The sequence below is a fragment of the Streptomyces sp. NPDC042201 genome, assembly GCF_055582185.1.
In genome coordinates this window covers 1-16,096 of the sequence record NZ_JBVJDS010000010.1, presented here as the reverse complement: position 1 = coordinate 16,096, position 16,096 = coordinate 1, and the positions used below count along the sequence as shown (strand labels likewise).

16 protein-coding genes are annotated in these 16,096 nt (G+C 69.2%); 6 read left to right on the top strand and 10 right to left on the bottom strand.

What is annotated here, in order from left to right:
• The first annotated feature begins 12 nt into the window (after positions 1-12).
• The 5 genes from ACZ6MZ_RS23690 to ACZ6MZ_RS23670 are packed head-to-tail and all read left to right on the top strand — an operon-like array spanning position 13 to position 4,355.
• Positions 13-1,008 (top strand): ABC transporter permease, encoded by a 996-nt coding sequence (locus ACZ6MZ_RS23690; RefSeq protein WP_389791148.1) that lies wholly within the window; start codon positions 13-15, stop codon positions 1,006-1,008.
• Positions 1,005-1,871, top strand: coding sequence for an ABC transporter permease (locus tag ACZ6MZ_RS23685; RefSeq protein WP_469354115.1), 867 nt, complete (start codon positions 1,005-1,007; stop codon positions 1,869-1,871). Before ACZ6MZ_RS23690 ends, ACZ6MZ_RS23685 begins: the two co-directional genes overlap by 4 nt.
• Positions 1,868-2,905, top strand: coding sequence for an ABC transporter ATP-binding protein (locus ACZ6MZ_RS23680; protein WP_469354113.1), 1,038 nt, complete (start codon positions 1,868-1,870; stop codon positions 2,903-2,905). Before ACZ6MZ_RS23685 ends, ACZ6MZ_RS23680 begins: the two co-directional genes overlap by 4 nt.
• Positions 2,902-3,960: an ABC transporter ATP-binding protein gene (locus ACZ6MZ_RS23675; protein WP_469354111.1), complete on the top strand. Its 1,059-nt coding sequence runs from the start codon at positions 2,902-2,904 to the stop codon at positions 3,958-3,960. Before ACZ6MZ_RS23680 ends, ACZ6MZ_RS23675 begins: the two co-directional genes overlap by 4 nt.
• Positions 3,957-4,355 carry a RidA family protein gene (locus tag ACZ6MZ_RS23670; protein ID WP_469354109.1) on the top strand — a complete coding sequence of 133 codons (399 nt, stop codon included), beginning with the start codon at positions 3,957-3,959 and terminating at the stop codon, positions 4,353-4,355. Before ACZ6MZ_RS23675 ends, ACZ6MZ_RS23670 begins: the two co-directional genes overlap by 4 nt.
• Positions 4,356-4,386: 31 nt before the next feature.
• On the opposite strand, the gene ACZ6MZ_RS23665 is transcribed toward ACZ6MZ_RS23670, so the two are convergent.
• From ACZ6MZ_RS23665 to ACZ6MZ_RS23620, 10 genes are all read right to left on the bottom strand, one after another.
• Positions 4,387-5,778, bottom strand: coding sequence for a condensation domain-containing protein (locus ACZ6MZ_RS23665; RefSeq protein ID WP_469354107.1), 1,392 nt, complete (start codon positions 5,776-5,778; stop codon positions 4,387-4,389).
• Positions 5,775-6,866, bottom strand: coding sequence for a glycosyltransferase family protein (locus ACZ6MZ_RS23660; protein WP_469354105.1), 1,092 nt, complete (start codon positions 6,864-6,866; stop codon positions 5,775-5,777). The genes ACZ6MZ_RS23665 and ACZ6MZ_RS23660 overlap by 4 nt, the downstream gene beginning before the upstream one ends.
• Positions 6,863-7,876: a phosphotransferase family protein gene (locus ACZ6MZ_RS23655; protein WP_469354103.1), complete on the bottom strand. Its 1,014-nt coding sequence runs from the start codon at positions 7,874-7,876 to the stop codon at positions 6,863-6,865. The genes ACZ6MZ_RS23660 and ACZ6MZ_RS23655 overlap by 4 nt, the downstream gene beginning before the upstream one ends.
• A complete protein-coding gene (locus tag ACZ6MZ_RS23650; protein WP_469354101.1) occupies positions 7,873-8,886 on the bottom strand; it encodes a Gfo/Idh/MocA family protein in 1,014 nt (337 codons plus the stop codon). Before ACZ6MZ_RS23650 ends, ACZ6MZ_RS23655 begins: the two co-directional genes overlap by 4 nt.
• Positions 8,883-10,199 (bottom strand): ATP-grasp domain-containing protein, encoded by a 1,317-nt coding sequence (locus ACZ6MZ_RS23645; protein WP_469354099.1) that lies wholly within the window; start codon positions 10,197-10,199, stop codon positions 8,883-8,885. The genes ACZ6MZ_RS23650 and ACZ6MZ_RS23645 overlap by 4 nt, the downstream gene beginning before the upstream one ends.
• Positions 10,196-10,462, bottom strand: coding sequence for an acyl carrier protein (locus ACZ6MZ_RS23640; RefSeq protein ID WP_384182491.1), 267 nt, complete (start codon positions 10,460-10,462; stop codon positions 10,196-10,198). The genes ACZ6MZ_RS23645 and ACZ6MZ_RS23640 overlap by 4 nt, the downstream gene beginning before the upstream one ends.
• 1 nt (position 10,463) lies before the next feature.
• Complete coding sequence (locus ACZ6MZ_RS23635) at positions 10,464-11,639, bottom strand: radical SAM protein (protein WP_389672557.1); 1,176 nt, start codon at positions 11,637-11,639, stop codon at positions 10,464-10,466.
• An 8-nt stretch (positions 11,640-11,647) separates the two neighbouring features.
• Positions 11,648-12,898, bottom strand: coding sequence for an MFS transporter (locus ACZ6MZ_RS23630; RefSeq protein WP_389791167.1), 1,251 nt, complete (start codon positions 12,896-12,898; stop codon positions 11,648-11,650).
• 169 nt (positions 12,899-13,067) lie between these two features.
• Positions 13,068-13,790: a DUF6585 family protein gene (locus ACZ6MZ_RS23625; protein ID WP_389791169.1), complete on the bottom strand. Its 723-nt coding sequence runs from the start codon at positions 13,788-13,790 to the stop codon at positions 13,068-13,070.
• Positions 13,787-14,884, bottom strand: a complete 1,098-nt coding sequence (locus ACZ6MZ_RS23620; RefSeq protein WP_389791173.1) for a M20 family metallopeptidase — start codon at positions 14,882-14,884, stop codon at positions 13,787-13,789. The genes ACZ6MZ_RS23625 and ACZ6MZ_RS23620 overlap by 4 nt, the downstream gene beginning before the upstream one ends.
• A gap of 219 nt (positions 14,885-15,103) precedes the next feature.
• Between ACZ6MZ_RS23620 and ACZ6MZ_RS23615 the strand changes: the two genes are divergently transcribed.
• Positions 15,104-16,030 (top strand): LysR family transcriptional regulator, encoded by a 927-nt coding sequence (locus ACZ6MZ_RS23615; protein ID WP_469354390.1) that lies wholly within the window; start codon positions 15,104-15,106, stop codon positions 16,028-16,030.
• Positions 16,031-16,096: the final 66 nt, after the last annotated feature.

Sequence of the window (16,096 nt, the reverse complement as noted above, 5' to 3'; positions counted from 1 at the left end):
GGTGATCCGGAGATGACGCTGACGACCGTCGCGCGCCGCAGCGGTGCCGCGCCCGCCCGCAAGGGCAGGGGGTCACGGCGAACCGCACTCGCCTGGATCGTGCTGCGTCGGTTGCGCGACGCCGTCGTCGTCCTCGCCTTCGTCCTGGTGGCGATCTTCCTCATCGGGCACTTCGTCGGAGACCCGGCCTCGGCATACGCGCCACCGGACGCCACCGACGCCCAACTGGCCCAGCTCCGGCACTCACTCGGACTCGACGAACCGTTCTGGGTGCAGTTCGCGGATTTCCTGCGCGACGTCGTACGACTGGACACCGGTACGTCCATCTGGCAGCAGCGGCCCGCGATGGACGCCGTCATGGAGGTGCTGCCGAACACGGTCCTCCTGGCGGCGGCCGGCACCCTGGCCGCGGGGGTGGTCGGGGTGCTGACCGGGGTGCTGGCCGGCGCGAACCCCGGATCGCTCGCCGACAGAATCATCAACGTGTGCTCGGTGGTGTCGCTGTCGGTCGCGAACTTCTGGGTCGGTCTGCTGCTGATCATCGTCTTCGCGGTGCAACTCGAACTCGTGCCCACGTCGGGCTGGTACGACTGGCGTGGCCTCGTCCTGCCGATCGCCACACTGGCCTTCATCCATGGCGGGCGCATCTGCCAGGTGACCCGCTCCGCGGTCCTCGGCGAGATGACGAAACCCTATGTGCAGGCCGCGCGGAGCCGCGGCCTGCCGCGATGGCGCCTGGTGGGCGGGCACGTCGTGCGCAACGCCGGTACCACGGTGCTCACGACGGTCGGCTGGGAGTCCGCCCGGATGCTCGGCGGCTCGCTGTACCCGATCGAACTCGTATTCGGCTGGCCCGGGGTCGGACCGTTGATGACGACCTCGGCGTCCAGACACGACTTTCCGATAGTGGAGGCTGCCGTGCTGGTCACCGCATCTCTGGTGATCCTGATCAATCTGGTCGTCGATGTGGCGACGCATCTGTTCGACCGACGGTCGCAGGCGACATGAGCGCCCCGGCGCTGCGCGCCGCCGCCGTCCGATGGCCCGAACTCGTGGCCGGTATCCGGTCCAGGCTGTGGTGGATCTGGGGCGCCCTCCTTCTCGCGCTGCTCGTCGTGGCCGTCGCGGGGGACCGGTTCGCCTCCCAGGAACTGCTGGCCCAGGCACCGACCGACCGGCTGCTGCCACCGCTGTCGCGTACCGCGACAGGACTCCATGTGCTCGGTACGGACGAACTCGGCCGCGATCTGCTGTCCCGGATCATCGTGGCGGCCAGGCTGACGGTGTTCATCGCGCTGAGCGCGTCGGTGATCGGCCTGGTCGTGGGGGTCACGGTCGGGATGTGCGCCGGCTACTTCGGAGGCTGGATCGACCGGGTGGGCATGCGCCTGACGGAGATGCAGACCGCCCTGCCGATGTTCCTGTTCGTGATCATGCTGATGACGGTCACCGGCCCGTCGGTGACCAATCTGGTCGTACTCCTGCCCACCTTCGTCTGGCCGACCATCGCCCGTGTCGTACGGGTCGAGACCCAGCAGTTGCGCGCGGCGCCGTTCGTCATCGGAGCCGTCGCGCTCGGCGCCGGCAACCGGCAGGTCCTGCTCGGGCACATCCTGCCCAACCTCGCGCCACGGCTCGCGGTCCTGTTCGTCATCGAGATCGGACAGGTCGTGCTCGCGGAAGCGGGGCTGAGCTTCCTCGGCGCCGGGATCCAGGACCCGGACCTCACCTGGGGACTCCTCATCGCCTCCGGACGCGACTTCCTCGCGGTGGCCTGGTGGCTCACGATCATGCCGGGCGTCTTCCTGGCGTGCGGCGTGTTCGCCGTGAACATGCTGTCCCGGACATTCGAACGGAGGTCGCAGGCATGACGGTCGGAATCCCCCTGCTGGAGGTGAAGGACCTCACGGTCGTGTTCTCGACACCGAGCGGCCCGCTGCGGGCGGTCGACGGAGTCTCGTTCCGGCTCGACCGGGGGGAGGCGCTGGGCGTGGTCGGGGAGAGCGGCAGCGGCAAGTCCGTCACCGCCTCCGCCTTGCTGAGCCTGCACCCGGTCCTGAGCCGGGTGCGGGTCAGCGGCGAGGCACGGCTCGACGGAACCGATCTGCTGACGATGCGGGAGGCGGCGCTCCGCCGGATCCGCGGCAGTCAGATCGGGTATGTCTTCCAGGACCCGCTGACGGCGCTCAACCCGGCCATGAAGGTCGGCGCCCAACTGGCGGAGACCCTACGGGTGCACCTCGGACTCGACCGGAGCTCCGCGCGCCGCCGCGCCGTGGAACTGCTCGAACTGGTCGGCATCCCGAATGCGGCGGGCCGGCTGGACGACTATCCGGACGAGTTCAGCGGCGGGATGCGGCAGCGCATCCTGATCGCCGCGGCCGTGGCGTGCGAGCCGAAGCTGCTCATCGCCGACGAGGCCACCACCGCGCTGGACCCGACGGTGCAGGCCCAGATCCTCGTCCTGCTGGGAGATCTCCGGCGCGAACTGGGCATCGCCATGATGATCATCTCGCACGACTTCGGCGTGGTCGCCGCCACCTGCGACCGGGTGCAGGTGATGTACGCGGGACAGATCGTCGAGAGCGGTCCGGTGGGCCGGGTGCTCCGGAGCCCCCGGCATCCGTACACCGCGAGTCTGCTGCGGCTCGCACCGCGGTTCGAGGTCAACCAGCACCGCAGACTGCGTCCGATCCCCGACCGCGCGCTCACCGTGATCGACGAGCGGAGCGGCTGCCGCTTCGCACCCCGCTGCGAACTGGCCCTCGGCCACTGCGGAACCCAGGATCCGCCGTGGTCGGCCGCGACCACCGAAAACACCCATGGCGCCGCGTGCTGGCGGGACGAGGACGAGGTCGCCGACTTCGCCCTGGCCTCGGCGGCCGAAGGAGGAGAACCCTCGTGAGTACGATCCGGGAACCGGACGTGGCGGCGCCGTCCGCCCAGCCGGCGAACGCACCCGTCCTGACCCTGGAGAACCTGACGGTCCGCTATGCCGGCCCGTCGGACACGGAGATCACGGCGGTGGACGGAGTCTCGCTGAAGATCTGGCCCGGCGAGACGGTCGGGCTGGTCGGTGAGAGCGGCTGCGGGAAGTCCACGCTGGCGCGGGCCGTGCTGCGGCTCCAGCCGGCCGCCGAAGGCCGCGTCGTCTTCGAGGGCCAGGACCTCGGCGGAATCGACGCGGTCGATTTGCGTCGGCTGCGGCGGCGCCTCCAGGTCGTCTTCCAGGACCCGCGCGCCTCGCTCGACCCGAAGATGCGGCTCGGTGAGCTGATCACCGAGTCGCTGAAGCTGCACGGGCTGGCCGACCGGCGGGAACGCCGCGCGGTGGCCGTGGAACTGCTGGGAGAAGTGGGTTTGGACCCGGCGCTCGCCGCACGCCGTCCCGCCCAGCTCTCCGGCGGGCAGCAGCAGCGGATCGCGCTGGCGCGCGCCCTGGCCAGCAAGCCGCGTCTGGTGGTCCTCGACGAACCGGTGTCCGCGCTCGACGTCTCCGTACAGGCACAGGTCATCAACCTGCTCCAGAGCCTCCAGGAGAACCACGGGATCGCCTATCTGTTCATCGCCCACAACCTCGCGGTCGTCCGCCACCTCAGCCATCGGGTGGCGGTCATGTATCTGGGCAAGCTGGTCGAAGTGGCGCCCGCCCACAATCTGTTCGCCAACCCGGTCCACCCGTACACCAAGGCGCTGATCGCGTCCGTCCTGCCGCCGCAGGAAGCCGCGAGACAGCGGCTGGAAACGGCGCGCAGGCTGGCGCCCGGCGAGGTGCCGAGCCTGACCGACATCCCGAGCGGCTGCCGCTACAGCACCCGCTGCCCCTTCGCCGACCAGCGGTGCAGAACCGAGGAACCGCAGCTGGCACCGATCGAGGGCGGTCACTCCGAAGGGCACCTGGTCGCCTGCCACCACTGGCGCAGAGTCGCCGACTCGCTCGGGGAGGTACGAGCCCGATGAGCAGACGGACCCCGGTCTCCACACCGGAGGCACCCACCCCCACCGGTCCCTTCAACCAGGCGGTCCGCGCCGCGGGACTCGTCTTCACCGCCGGCCAGGCCGGGCGCAACCGCGAGACGGGGGTGATGGGTGACCTCGCCGAGCAGACCGACTGGGCGCTGCGCAATCTGGACGCGATCCTCCGGGCCGGCGGCTCGTCGCTGCGGGACGCGGTGAAGCTGACGATCTTCCTGCGGGAGGGCGCCGACCCGGCGCCGCTCAACCGGGTCTACCAGGAACACCTGCCCGAGCCGCGCCCGGCCCGAAGTCTTGTCCTCGTCAGCCGGCTCAAGGGCCCGGACATGCTCGTGGAGATCGAAGCCATCGGTGTCGTGACCGGTGACCCCGAGCCGTAGCCCGTCGGTCTCCCGGGACGTACGCCCCCCGTCAGTGCGGCACCTGCTCCAGAGATACGCCGGGATCCGCGGCGAACTGGCGCAGGACGTCCACGTAGTCCTGGAGGAAGCGTTCGGCCCAGCCCTCGCTGTACTCCCGGGTATCCGTCCTGAGCTCCACGAGAGCCGTGTCGCCCGCGTCCCGGACGAGCATCCGGATCCCGCCGCGGGGCACCTCGTTGCGGGGGATGCGTGTGGTCCTGATGCGCAGCTGTGCGGTGTCGAGTCGCCAGGCCGCCCCCGCTCCTGACACGTCGAAGTTCACATATCTCGGTCCCTGCCCCAGCGCGGAGCGGTGCCGTATGCCGTAGTGCGCCGCGTCGATCTCCCGGGTCATGAGAGCGTGCGGCAGTTCCTGGTGCCGCAGAGCGCCGAAAATGGTACGGCTCTCCCGCTGCGCGGCCTCCGCGAGTGTGGGTGCGCCCGACAGGTCGGTCCTCAGGACGCAGGGCGTCGCGAAGTAACCGACCGCGCGCTCCAGTTCCTGATGGTTGCGGTTCGCGAGCGATCCCATGATCGCCACGTCCGAGGCGATGTCCTCGGCCACACCGAGCCGGCGGCGCCAGTGGCGCATCGTGATCTTCAACGCCGCCGCGAAGACGGCTGACGGAGTCACGCGGTGCTGCCTGGCGGAGCGGGCGAACTCGGCGTACAGCGGTCGCTCCAGGGTGAATCTCCCCACCCGGAGCCGTGGTTGACCACCCGGCGGCCCGTCGGGGTCGGTCAGCAGCGACGCCGGGACGGTGCCCACACCGGCCAGCTTGCGACGCCAGTACTTCATCAGCCTGTCGAGTTCGTCTCCCCGCAGGAACTGACGCTCGGAGAAGGCGAAGTCACTGAACTGGAAAGGCAGGGGCGGCAGCTCGGCGTGGGCCGGCGCGCTGCCTGCCGCGTACAGCGTGAAGAGGTCGTCGGCCAGGATCTGGCACGACGCGCCGTCGGCGATGACATGGTCGATGACAAAGCCCACCAGATGGCGGGCCGGGGCGGTACGGATACACAACACGCGTATCAGCGGGCCCTGCGAGAGATCGAAGGGCACAGCCGCGGCATCCGCGATCAGCTGTTTCGCGGTGTCCATGGCTTCGTCGGCGTCATCCGTCTCGGTGGAGAACTCCTGGAAGTCCACCTCGTCCACGGCGCGCAGATCCACCGGGTACGCGCCGGTGCCGGTCTTGGGAAAGACCCATCGCAACGCCTCGTGACGTCGCCGCAATCCGATCAGCGCGTCCCGCAACCGGCCGGGTTCGAGGTCTCCTTCGACCTGGCAGCCGAAGACCAGGACATTGTTCATGAGGTGGATGTCGCGGCCGTGGGTGAGGCGCTCTTCCTGCGTGAACGAGGCGAGTCGCGGCCCGGAGCGGTCCGCCGGGAACAGCTTCATCCGGAACACAATGCTCCTTCGGGAGTGTGAGCGAGTGCCGCGGCGAGATCGCGGGGACGGGCGGCCGCGCCGAGCAGGGCGCGGTGCAGTGGTTCCAGCAGCCCGGGCCCGAACTTCTCGGCACGCCAGTCCTCGTAGCGCACCGCGAACCCGAGTCCCGTCCACAACTCGGCGTTGCGCGCCTCGTGTTCGCCGGAGGGTTCCAACAGGACGAGCGGGGTGGCCGACCAGAGAGAGTCCAGCAGGGTGCCGCCGCCCGGCTTGCTGACCATGGCGCGTGCGTGACGCGCGAGATCGTAAGAGGTGTGGTGCGTCGTACCGCGGCTGTACCGGACCGTCGACATGTCCTGACCGGGCAGGATCCGGCCGAGCGGCGGATAGCCGTCGTCGAGCCAGGGATGCCATGCCGGGTCGATCATGAAGTAACGAGACCGAGGGCCACCCCCCTGGGCTTCGGCCGCCTCGTGGACGACGAGGTCGAGCGCGTGTCCCGCGCTTTCCAGGGTTACGGCGCGGTCGCGGTACGTTCCCATGCCCCAGCCGCCGCCGTGCACCAGCAGGCGCTCGTCGCGTTCGGCCCAGGGCACGGGCGGCCGCGGGTCGACCGGCACCGTCCACGGCAGCGCCTGGTCCGCCGCGGAGGCCAGCCAGATCTGCTCGGTACCCGGGGGCAGCGGCCCTGCCCGGCGGAAGGACGGGGAGACAGCCGAGTCGACATGGCAGATCACCACCCGGGGCGGCCGCGCCGAGCGGCGCGCGAAGTCGTCAGCGATGCTCAGCCAGAATCCGGAGAAGACGACGAGGGTACGCACGTTCTGGTCCGTCCAGCGCTGCTCCAGTTCGGCGAGCGCGCCGGCCGGGACCGACCGCGCCGGGTCGGAGGCGAGGCGCTGGCCGGCTCGCGCCGTACGGAAGTCGCGGTGGAAGAGGGTCCGGGAGGCGGCCACCGCGTCGCGCCGGTCCTCGGGCAGGAGGCGCTCCAGTACGTTCACCATCACCTCGGCGCCCTGCTCGCGCAGCCGCGACGCCAGCAGCAGCCCCGGGACGTGTACGCCGAGAGCCACCCCGGAGGTGAGGATCGCGATCATCCGCGCTCCCCGGCGGCGGACTCCAGCTCCCGCAACGCGGCGACGAGCTGAGGTCCCACGGTCCGGCGTGCCCAGAGCCGTTCCTCGGCCGGACGGTCGCGGGGAACGACCTCCACCAGCATGATCAGATAGAGGTAGCCGCGGTACAGCGCCAGGCGTCGGCGCACCGACGCGTCAAAGACCGTGGAGCCGCCGCCCGCGGCGTATCCGGCCAGGAAGTCCGCGTCCTCCTCGATGTTCGCGAAGAGGGCCAGGGAGACGAAGTCGGCGACGGGGTCGCCCCAGAACATCCGCTCGCCGTCGATGATCCCACTGAGGGTCCGTGTCCCCGCCTCGCCGTCGAGCAGCAGGTTTCCCTGCCACAGGTCGAAGTGGACCAGGGCCGGCCTGCTGACCTCGTCGAGTACGTCCGAAGCCGCGGCGAACAGTTCTCTGATCCGGGCCAGGGGCACGGGCAGCCACGCCTGATAGCGCTCCGCGTCGCCCAGTACCGCGTCGGTCATCGCGGTGAACGCCTGCCGCCAGGTCGCCGCCAGTGGGCCCAGGGGCTCCGCGGGATATCCGAAACCGGGTCCTGTCACGGTGTGGAGTGTGGCCACCAGGTGTCCCAGACGCTCCCTGAGCCTGCGGCGCTCCTCGTCCGGCAGGGTCTCGGCCGCCTCGTGCCAGGGCGATCCGGGCCGTCCGGTCATGATCAGGTACGGGTCCGGCGTGGTGGTCCCGTCGAAGTCGCTGTGGACGACCTCGGGAACCGGTACGTCCCCCGCGGTGGCCGCGGCGGTGTAGAAGACGGCCTCACCCCGCAGCAGTTCGCGTTCGTAGCTGAGCCCCGGGGTGTCCGAGGGCGGCGGGATCTTCACCACCCACTGCCGCCCGTCCGGGAGCGTGACCCGGACGACGGTGTTGTAGGTGCCGCCGGCGAGTGGTTCGTACCGTGCTGTCTCCGCGTCGGTCACGCCTGCGGCTTTGAGGACCAGGGCGGCGCGGTCCTCCTGGTGATGCTCGTTCACGTACGTTCCTCCTCGGGCCCGGTCGGAGCCACTCGCTGACGTGCTTCCTGATGAATGGCGGCCATGCGTGCGATCCGGGGACCTGACGCGTCGAGTTCGGCGCCCCAGTGGCCGCTGTCTCCCCGCATGAGCCCGCGGATACGCGCGAATTGCTGGTGGTAGTACGAGACCGGCGCAGTCCGGGTGACGGTGGTGTGACCGGCCGACGTACGCACGGCGAGATTCAGCGGGACGGCGCCCCGTGCGGGCAGCAGTACACCACGTATGCGTACGGACGCCTCGGCGAAGACGAACGTGTGCTCGGCGACGTGCCGAGGGCCGAAGGAGCACTCCAGCCGCGCGAGGCGTCCCGAGGGAAGGCGCAGGGAAGCGGAGAACGTGCTGTCCACCCCACCGGGACCGTCGAAGTCCGAGCGGCCGGCGCCGTCCGTGCCGTCAAGACCGACGGTGTCCTGAAGCGCCTGGAGCCAGTAGCTCGCCGCGTCGAAGAAGCAGCCGCCACCCAGGTCCCGACGCAGGCGGTAACCGCCGCGCCGCGGTACGGCGAAGCTGAACTCACTGCGGACCTCGCGCAGTTCTCCGTACCGCCCCGAGCCGATCCACTCCCGCACCGTCGCATGCCAGGGGTGGCCCAGCGTGGGCAGCGCTTCCAGGACATGTCCGCCGCCGCGGCTCTCGGCTCGCTCGATCGCCGTGTGGTCGTCCGAGCTGAGGCAGAGCGGCTTCTCGACGACGACGTATTTGCCCGCGGCCGCGGCGCGTTCGGCCCAGACCGCGTGCGCCGAGTTGTGCAGCGAGACATAGACCAGCTGGATGTCAGGATCGGCGACGACATCGGCGTAGCGGAGGTGGGCACGGCCGAGACCGTGCCGGAGAGCGAACGCCTGCGCCCGGCCGGTGTCGGACGCGGCGACGGCTCGTACCCTCATGTCCTGGTGGTCCGCGCTGGGCTGGAGCATCGTACGGACGGCGATGTCGGTGGCCCCGATCAGGCCGATACCGAAGGTCATGGCGCCGCGCTTTCCGCCGCGCTGGTTCTTCCCGCGTCGATTCCGGCCCGCCGGGCACAGTCGCGCGTGTACGACCGCCAGGAGGAGAAGTCCTCCGGCGGGCAGAACACGGCGCAGACCAGGCGGCCCCGTGGAGCCAGGATCGCGCTGCCCACCAGGGGAAGGACTCCGGCCCGGCCACCGCCCGTGTACAGCAGGCCGTCCGCTGCCAGCGCCGCGAGCAATGTGTCGATCCCGGTGCCCGGCGCCACCGAGACATCGTCCTGCCACAGATGGGAACGCAGCCCGTGGGTGCGCGCGCGACGGTCCAGCTCCAGATTGAGCAGGCCGATCGACTGCCGGGCGTTGATCTCGACGACAGGCACCCAGCTTCCGTCGCGCAGCGTCATCGAATCGATGCCGACCGGCCCGAAGTAGCCCTCGGCGGCCAGCTCCTGGGCGACGGCGCCGAGCAGCGCACCGTACTCCCGCCGGGCGAGCTCCACTTCGAGCCGGTGCGGAACGGGAAGGGAGGCGGCATGCCGGTATCCGTTGTTGCTCATGCGCTGAAGCCCGAGCCGATGCCAGGAGCCGTCCTCGTTGATCATGAGGTGGGCCGAGAAGTCCTGGTCCCGGTCGTAGCGGTCCTGCACCACGAACTCGATCCGCGCGCCGCGCTCCTCCTGTCCGCGCAGGTGGCGGAGCAGCCGGGCGAGCGCGCGCGGGGTGGCGATTTCGAGCGTGCCGCGGCCCGCGACCCCGTACGAATCCTTCACCAGGGCGATGCCGGCGCCGGCCTCACCGATGACGGCGTCGACAGCGGATTCCAGCTCCTTGGCCGACCGCACCACCTGCCCGGCGCCGGGCAGTCCGATGCGGTCGGCCACGGCGGACGACCAGGCTTTGCCGTTGACCCGTACGACCGCCTCCTGCGGCGGCAGGCCGTGTGAGGCTTGCATCTCCCGCGCCAGCTTCGTGGTGGCCGGAAGCACGGCGAAGGGACTCAGCCCGCCCTGCCCGGCCACAGACCGTCGAAGTGCCGTATCGCGCAGGAGGGCCTCTTCGACGCTCTCCGCCGGCCCGGCGTGGGCGGCCAGGTGCCGGAAGGTGAAACCCGCCGCGCCGAGGGCTTCCCACTGGGCCGGGTCCAGCGGGTTGTGCGTGATCAGGAGATCGTCGGGAGAGGCCAGGCCGAACAGCATCTCGTCCAGCCCCGCGACGACGGGGTCGGCTCCTCGCGCGGCCAGCCGGGGCAGTTCAGCCAGGTCGGTGGGGCGCCAGTGCTGTTCGGCGTCGAAGGTGCCGAAGCGGACCGCCCCGGTGGAGGCGGTCACGGACGCTCGTCCTGCCCCCCGATGACCTGCGCGCTGAACTGCCGCACGGAGCGCAGGTGCTCCAGGCTCAGCGTCTCGTAGTCCAGCTCGATGTCGAATTCGTCCTCGATGCGCAGCAGGAACTGGATGGCCTGCAGGGAGTCGAGACCGAGCTCGCCCACCATGTCCGCGTCCGCTGATATCTCGTGCGGCGCGAACTTGCCCCCCAGAATCTCGGACAATACCTTCTTCACCCTGATCTCGGTGTCGGCCGGGACAGTCACGTCACACTCCGTTCAGATAAAGGAGAATGCACTTCGAGCACACGGGCATCATGCCGGTATCGGCGAGGATCGAGCGGACCCGGCGGAACTTCTCGCTCTGCCACAGTTCGAGCGTCGGCGTCTCGTAGAGATTCCCCACCACGAACTCCGGGAAGAACTTGCACGAACTCACATTTCCGTCCGCATGTACTTCCATGCGATTGGTCACCGCGAGACAGCGTGTCCGTTTCTGCGCCGGCTGAGAGGTGCCGGTGATGAACGACTCGATCTCGCTCTCGTCCAGTTGCGGCTGATACCGGACGCGAGGCCCCCAGGTACGGCCGGCGAGCCTGGCCATCGAGTCACGCAGTACGGGGAGGAGCTCCGAGGGGAGCTGGTAGGTGTACGAGTGCCAGGTGGGCCGCGCGGTTCCGGTTTCCGGCGCGAGCCACTCGAAATGTTCGCGGTAGACGTCGTCCATCGCGTGCGCCACTTCAGGGCTGATGTACCAGGGAAACTGGAAGTAGACGGTGTTGACGTCCAGTTCTTCCGCCCATTCCATGAACTCGTACATGCGGTGCACGGTGACATGGGACACCATGCAGGAGACCGAGAGCTCACCACGGAATTCGCCGCGCCGCTTCAGGTCCAGCATGGCCTCGATATTGCGCACGGTCCGGTCGAACGTCCCCCGGCCCCGCAGCTCTTCGTGATCCTTTCCGAGTCCGTCCAGGCTGACCAGGAGGTTCAGGTTCTGTCCCATCCGCAGCAGGTCGTCCATCCTGCGCTGGAAGAGCAGTCCGTTGGTGCACATGTTGACGGTTCTCGGATACGTCTCGATGAGGCGCGACACCTCGTCGAATTGAGTGTGCATCAAGGGCTCGCCGCCCCAGAGGAAGAGCTTCCCCCGTACCTCGGCCGTGTCCTTCAGGACGTTGGCGACCACCGCCGTGTCCAGCTCCGTGCGCTGCTTCTCGACACTCCAGTCCCGGAAGAATCCCTGTTCGTTCCACTGGTAGCAGTGGGTGCAGCGCAGATTGCACCGGTAGGTGAGCTGGAGGCTGACTTCTCGCGGAATGTCCGACGCGTAGGAGGCGTTGCTGCGCAACTGGGCCCGGGACTTCGAACGGATCGACACCGTGTGCTTGATGTCGGCGAATTCCTTCTCGGTGAGCGTGCGGCGTGTCTGTGGGTGCATGACTCTCCCTAGGCTTCACGGACGTGACTGGCCGATGGCGCTGGGTGCGGCTTCTTCGTGACGGCCGGGATCCTGCTCATCCGGACGACGGAGGGGACAAGGAGCAGAACGGCGCAGCCCAGGACGAGGAAGGCGGAGGAGCTCAGCAGCACGGTCGCCGCGCCGACCTGGGCGGCGGCGGGCCCGGTGAGAGCCCGGCCGACCGGCATCAGGCCGGTTGAGCCGATGACGTCGTAGGCGGAGATCCGGCTCAGCGCGTGCGGGGGCGACTGCGACTGTACGGCGGTCGCCCAGGTGACGGCCCAGAAGGCGTTCGCGGTACCGCCGAGGACCATGGCGAGCGCGAGCACGGCGAGCGGCGCCTCAAGGGCGATGGCCGCCGGCAGCGGTGCGAGTCCGGCCAGCGCCGTTATCCCCGTACGCAAGGGCCTCCCGGGTTTGATCCACAGTCCGAGCAAACCGCCCGCGATGGCGCCGAGGGGGAAAGCCGAGATCAGCAAACCGTAGGTCGACGCGCCGAACCGGTCTATCAGCAGGACCGCTTTGAGCACGTCGAAGGGGCCGAACACCACGAGTCCGAAGAGCGTGAACATCGAGACGACGGACCACAGCCACGGCCGCGAGGAGAACTCTTGCCAGCCGGTGGCCAGATCGAGCCAGACCCGTGGCGGACCGGTGGGGCGCGTGGCCGGCGCCTTCCGGATGCGCCAGAGCAGCCAGCCGCTCGCGGCGTACGAGAGGGCGTCCATGGCTATGACCATGGAGGCGTCGGTCACGGCGATCAGAAGGCCGGCCAGGGCGGGGCCCGCGAGCGCCACGATCGATTCCGTGGTGCGGACGGTCGCATTCGCCTCTTGGAGCCTTGTCGGTGCCAGCTGTCGGAGCAGCCCCGCCACCCCGGGCTGGAAGAACGCCTGGGCCACCCCGATACTCGCGGACAGGGCGATGATCTGCCACATGGCAGGCCGGCCGGTCAGGAACAACAGCGCGACGCAGCCCTGCAGAAGACATCGGGCAAGGTCCGCGACGATCATGGGAATTCTGGGATGGAAATGATCCAGAACAACGCCACCGACCAGCATCAGTAAGACGACGGGGCCCATGGCGGCGCCCAATACGAAGCCGACTTCGGATATTCCGTATCCCGCACTGAGCATGGCGGCTGTCAAGCCGATGGGATAGACCGCGTCGCCGAGCCTTGATAATGCGCGAGCGACGACGAAACGCCTCACGTCCGTATCGCCTAATATACTGGTCATCAAATCGCGACTTCGTCTCCGGCCTCCGGCGCACCGATATCCCACCTGCTCGGGTAGGAGTGAAGCGGGTTGCCGGGGCACTGTCAACAGTGCCCCGGCTTCACGAGGCCCCGTCCGGTCGGTCTCCAGGTGGCGCGATAGCGACGGTGGTTCAGGCCCACTCTGTCCCCTATTGCGGGCAGAGGTTCCTGGCGATGGTCAGGAAGACATAGAAGTTCGCGATACCGCTGATCGGCTTGCTGGACCAGGGGCTGGATTCGCCCGCCCTCATGATGTGGACCCTGCCCGCCGTGACGCGGATCTCCTGGACGCCGGACCAGGGGAGATGGTGGTGCCTTGTGGTGGCCAGGCCGGTGCGGGAGACCGTGAAGTCACCGAAGGTCATTGCCTGGCCCTCCAGGATCGTTTTCAGTACCGCCGGGCCCTGAGCGCGGACGACGGCCTCCTGCATCAGAGGGCCCCAGGTTTCGGGGCCGTCATAGAATTCCGTGATCCTGGCGTTGGTGAGCCCCGGGCCGACGGCGGAGTAGGCGTAGGTGACAGGGCCGGGGATACCGTTGATGATCTTCTGGGTGATCTCCTGATAGAGCCTTACGGAATCCCAGCGGATGGCGACCATGCCGTCGCCGAGCTGCGGGTGCACGATCATTCCGTTCTCGAACAGGTGGAGCCGCTTCGCGGCCTGCTTCCTGCTGAAGTTCGGGGTCCGGCGCAGCCACCAGTAGAACAGCAGGCCGGGAATCACGAAGAGCAGTAAGAGATGGACGGCCGAAAAGATGTGGAGGGCGACGAGCAGTTTGCCCAGGCGTTTGGGGACGAAGGAGCGCTGAAGCGCGCCGAGTCGGTGACGGGTGGCCAGTTCGGCGGCCGCAGGCGGCAGGGGAGAGGTCATCGCCGTGTCCTCGCGATCAGTTGAGCGAGCAGACGCGTGCGGGGTGCCATCCACTCGACCACGACATGCTCGGTGTCCGCGTGGGCGCCGCTGCCGACGGCGCCTATGCCGTCCAGTGTCGGACAGCCGGTGCCCGCGGTGTAGTTGCCGTCGGAGGCGCCGCCGACGGCGATTCCCCGCAGCGGCTCCTGGCCCAGCTCCGAGGCGATCTCGGAGGCGAGGGCGAACAGTTCGGCGGAGGACGCCGGTTCCATGGGCGGTCGTTTCTTGCCCCCCAGTACCCGCAGCCGCGCTCCCTGCGTCCGGGCGGTCAGCCCGCGTATGAGGTCGTCTACCAGGTCCTGCGCCGCCAGTGTCGGAACGCGCACGTCCACCGATACGCGCGCCAGCGCGGGCACCGTGTTGAGCGTGCTGCCGGCCGACAGCAGGGTGGGCGTGATGGTCGGGACTCCCAGGACGGAGGGAGCGGCGCGGTCCATCGAGGCCGCCAGGCCGGCGATGGACAGGACCTGATGCGCCGCCTCGACCGCGGCGTTGACCCCCTTCTCCGGTTCGAGACCGGCATGGGCGGCCTTGCCGTGCACCACGACCTCGTACCGTGACGTGCCCTTACGGGCGGTCTTGAGTGCGCCCTCCGCGTTCGCGGACGCCTCCAGTACGAAGGCGGCCGCGCAGCCGCGCGCGGACTCCTCGATCAGCTCCCGGGAGGTCGGGGAGCCGACCTCCTCGTCCCCGTTGACGAGCACGCACACGCCGTCCGGGGACGGCAGGGAAGCCAACGCGTGGAACATCTGCACCAGCCCCGCCTTCATGTCCAGGACACCGGGGCCCCTGGCGATCCCGTCGGCCACCGACCAGGGATGGGTCTCCAGTGAGCCCATGGGCCACACCGTGTCGTGGTGTCCCACCAGGAGCACCCGCGGGGTGCCGAAGGTCCACCGCAGATGGGTCACACCGTCGATCACGATCGTCTCGGGCACGGCGCCCAGCAGCCTCGCGCCCTGGGCGCCGACCACCTCGGCGCTGCGGGCCACTGCCGAGTGGTCGGCCGAGAAGGACTCACAGACCACGAGTTCCTTCAGATCGGCCAGCATCGCCGGTAACGCGATCGTGGCTCCCGCGGTCACCGGACCCGCCCCGTCTCGGCCTTCTGCGACAACAGCACGCTTCCTCCAGGGATTTGATCGTGGGGATGTCATGGCGGGCCGCAGTGGCGAGGGTGACCTCGAACCGCGGCCAGGTGATCGACGTTAGGAGGGGACAAGACATTCCACCAGCGACTAGATTGCATGTGAGCCATGCATAGGAGGAATGTGTTCGAGATCGACGCACTGCGTCTGCTGGTGACCGTGGCCGGAACCGGGTCGTTCACCGGAGCGGCGACGCGGCTCAATTACACGCAGTCCGCGGTGTCCCGGCGGATCGCCTCGCTGGAACAGCAGGCGGGCGGGCCGCTGTTCGAACGGCTCCCCAGAGGCGTACGGCTGAACCCCGCCGGTCACGCGCTGCACCGGCACGCCGTGGACGTGCTGGAGCGCCTGGCGAGGGCGGAGCAGGAACTCGCCGTGATCCACGCGGGTCAGGGCGGGACGCTGCGCGTCGGGGCGTTCGCGACGGCCAACATCTCGTTGGTACCGACCGCCTTGCGGGCGTTCAAGCAGGCCAGGCCGGAGGTCGAGGTCATCGCGACCGAGGGCCGGAGCGGCACGTTGACGCAGCGGCTGGCGGACGGGGCGCTCGACCTTGCCGTGGTCAGCGACTACCCGTCAGGTCTGCCGTCGGCCGACGGTGTCACGACGGCCTTTCTGCTGGAGGACGAGTTGCTCGTCGCCCTCCGGCGCGAGCATCCGCTGGCGGGAGCCGGGACCATCGACCTGTGGGAACTGCGCGACGAGGCCTGGCTCCAGGACGCGCCCGCCGGCGGTCCCACACTGCTCCTCGACGCCTGCGCCCGGGCGGGCTTCAGGCCGAAGAAGCTCATCAGGATCGCGGAGTGGACCGGGAAGTTCGGTTACGCGGCCGCCGGTCTCGGGATCGCGCTGGTCCCGTCACTGGCCGCGTGGGCGGTCCCGGCGGAGCTCGTCCTCTGCCGGCTCGGTGACCTGGCTCCGCGCCGGACCGTACACATCGCGCTGCCCGCCGCCCCGCTGCCGGCGGCACGGGGACTGCGGGATCTGCTGCGTGACACCGTTGCTGACGGGTGGTCGCGGGTCCACGAAGATCGACCGGACAGGACCTAGTAGGGCTTTGTTAGCTCTCTAGGCAGGTGGTCTTTCTGGTGGTTTCCTGCTGGTATGAGGGCAGAT

Coding starts and splice junctions, on each gene's coding strand:
- ACZ6MZ_RS23690 (WP_389791148.1), top strand. CDS start 13: ATGACGCTGACGACCGTCGCGCGCCGCAGCGGTGCCGCGCCCGCCCGC.
- ACZ6MZ_RS23685 (WP_469354115.1), top strand. CDS start 1,005: ATGAGCGCCCCGGCGCTGCGCGCCGCCGCCGTCCGATGGCCCGAACTC.
- ACZ6MZ_RS23680 (WP_469354113.1), top strand. CDS start 1,868: ATGACGGTCGGAATCCCCCTGCTGGAGGTGAAGGACCTCACGGTCGTG.
- ACZ6MZ_RS23670 (WP_469354109.1), top strand. CDS start 3,957: ATGAGCAGACGGACCCCGGTCTCCACACCGGAGGCACCCACCCCCACC.
- ACZ6MZ_RS23665 (WP_469354107.1), bottom strand. CDS start 5,778: ATGAAGCTGTTCCCGGCGGACCGCTCCGGGCCGCGACTCGCCTCGTTC.
- ACZ6MZ_RS23660 (WP_469354105.1), bottom strand. CDS start 6,866: ATGATCGCGATCCTCACCTCCGGGGTGGCTCTCGGCGTACACGTCCCG.
- ACZ6MZ_RS23650 (WP_469354101.1), bottom strand. CDS start 8,886: ATGACCTTCGGTATCGGCCTGATCGGGGCCACCGACATCGCCGTCCGT.
- ACZ6MZ_RS23635 (WP_389672557.1), bottom strand. CDS start 11,639: ATGCACCCACAGACACGCCGCACGCTCACCGAGAAGGAATTCGCCGAC.
- ACZ6MZ_RS23630 (WP_389791167.1), bottom strand. CDS start 12,898: ATGACCAGTATATTAGGCGATACGGACGTGAGGCGTTTCGTCGTCGCT.
- ACZ6MZ_RS23625 (WP_389791169.1), bottom strand. CDS start 13,790: ATGACCTCTCCCCTGCCGCCTGCGGCCGCCGAACTGGCCACCCGTCAC.
- ACZ6MZ_RS23620 (WP_389791173.1), bottom strand. CDS start 14,884: ATGCTGGCCGATCTGAAGGAACTCGTGGTCTGTGAGTCCTTCTCGGCC.